The following is a 731-nucleotide window of genomic DNA, read 5'->3' as shown; positions in this document are numbered from 1 at the left end:
TTCGCGTCGCAGGCTGAGCGCTATCTCGAGGAGCTCCAGGCCGACCTGACGGCGGGGCGCTACCGCCCGCAAGCGGTGCGGCGTGTCGAGATCCCCAAGGGCAACGGCAAGACGCGCCCGCTGGGGATCCCGACCGTCAAGGACCGGATCGTTCAGGCGGCGGTCAAGCGCGTGATCGAACCGATCTTCGAGCACGAGTTCCTGCCGATGAGCTACGGTTTCCGACCGGGCAGAGGCTGCAAGGATGCCCTGCGCGACGTTGATGAGGCGCTCAAGGCGGGCATGACCTGGGTGGTCGACGCGGATCTGCAAGGCTACTTTGACAGCATCCCGCACGACCGCCTGATGGCTCGCGTCGAGGAGCGCATCAGCGACGGCCGATTGCTAACCCTGTTACGAAGCTGGCTGACCCAGGACATCGTCAACGAGATGAGCTGCTGGAGCCCTACCGCGGGTACGCCGCAAGGGGCGATCATTAGCCCCTTGCTGGCGAATCTCTACCTGCACCCGCTGGACCAGGAAATGACCCAGCGCGGCTACCGCATGGTGCGATACGCCGACGACTTCGTCATTCTCTGCCACAGCGAGCGGGAGGCCCATCAGGCCTTGGCTCACGTGCAGGAATGGGTGACGGCGAATGGTCTGACCCTGCATCCCGACAAGACCCAACTCGGGGACTGTCGGCAACGGGGTCAGGGATTCGACTTCCTGGGCTACCGTTTCGAGGCGGG

1 protein-coding gene is annotated in these 731 nt (G+C 64.7%); it reads left to right on the top strand.

The window, feature by feature from the left end; genetic code table 11:
- Window positions 1-731: group II intron reverse transcriptase/maturase (ltrA, locus tag OP498_RS18450; protein ID WP_280554813.1), on the top strand; the 731-nt coding region annotated here is incomplete at both ends.

This window comes from Halomonas sp. 25-S5, from assembly GCF_029889845.1.
Classification (GTDB): Bacteria; Pseudomonadota; Gammaproteobacteria; order Pseudomonadales; family Halomonadaceae; genus Halomonas.
Note: the sequence above shows the minus strand (reverse complement) of the source record. Positions and strands in the feature narration are given on the sequence as shown.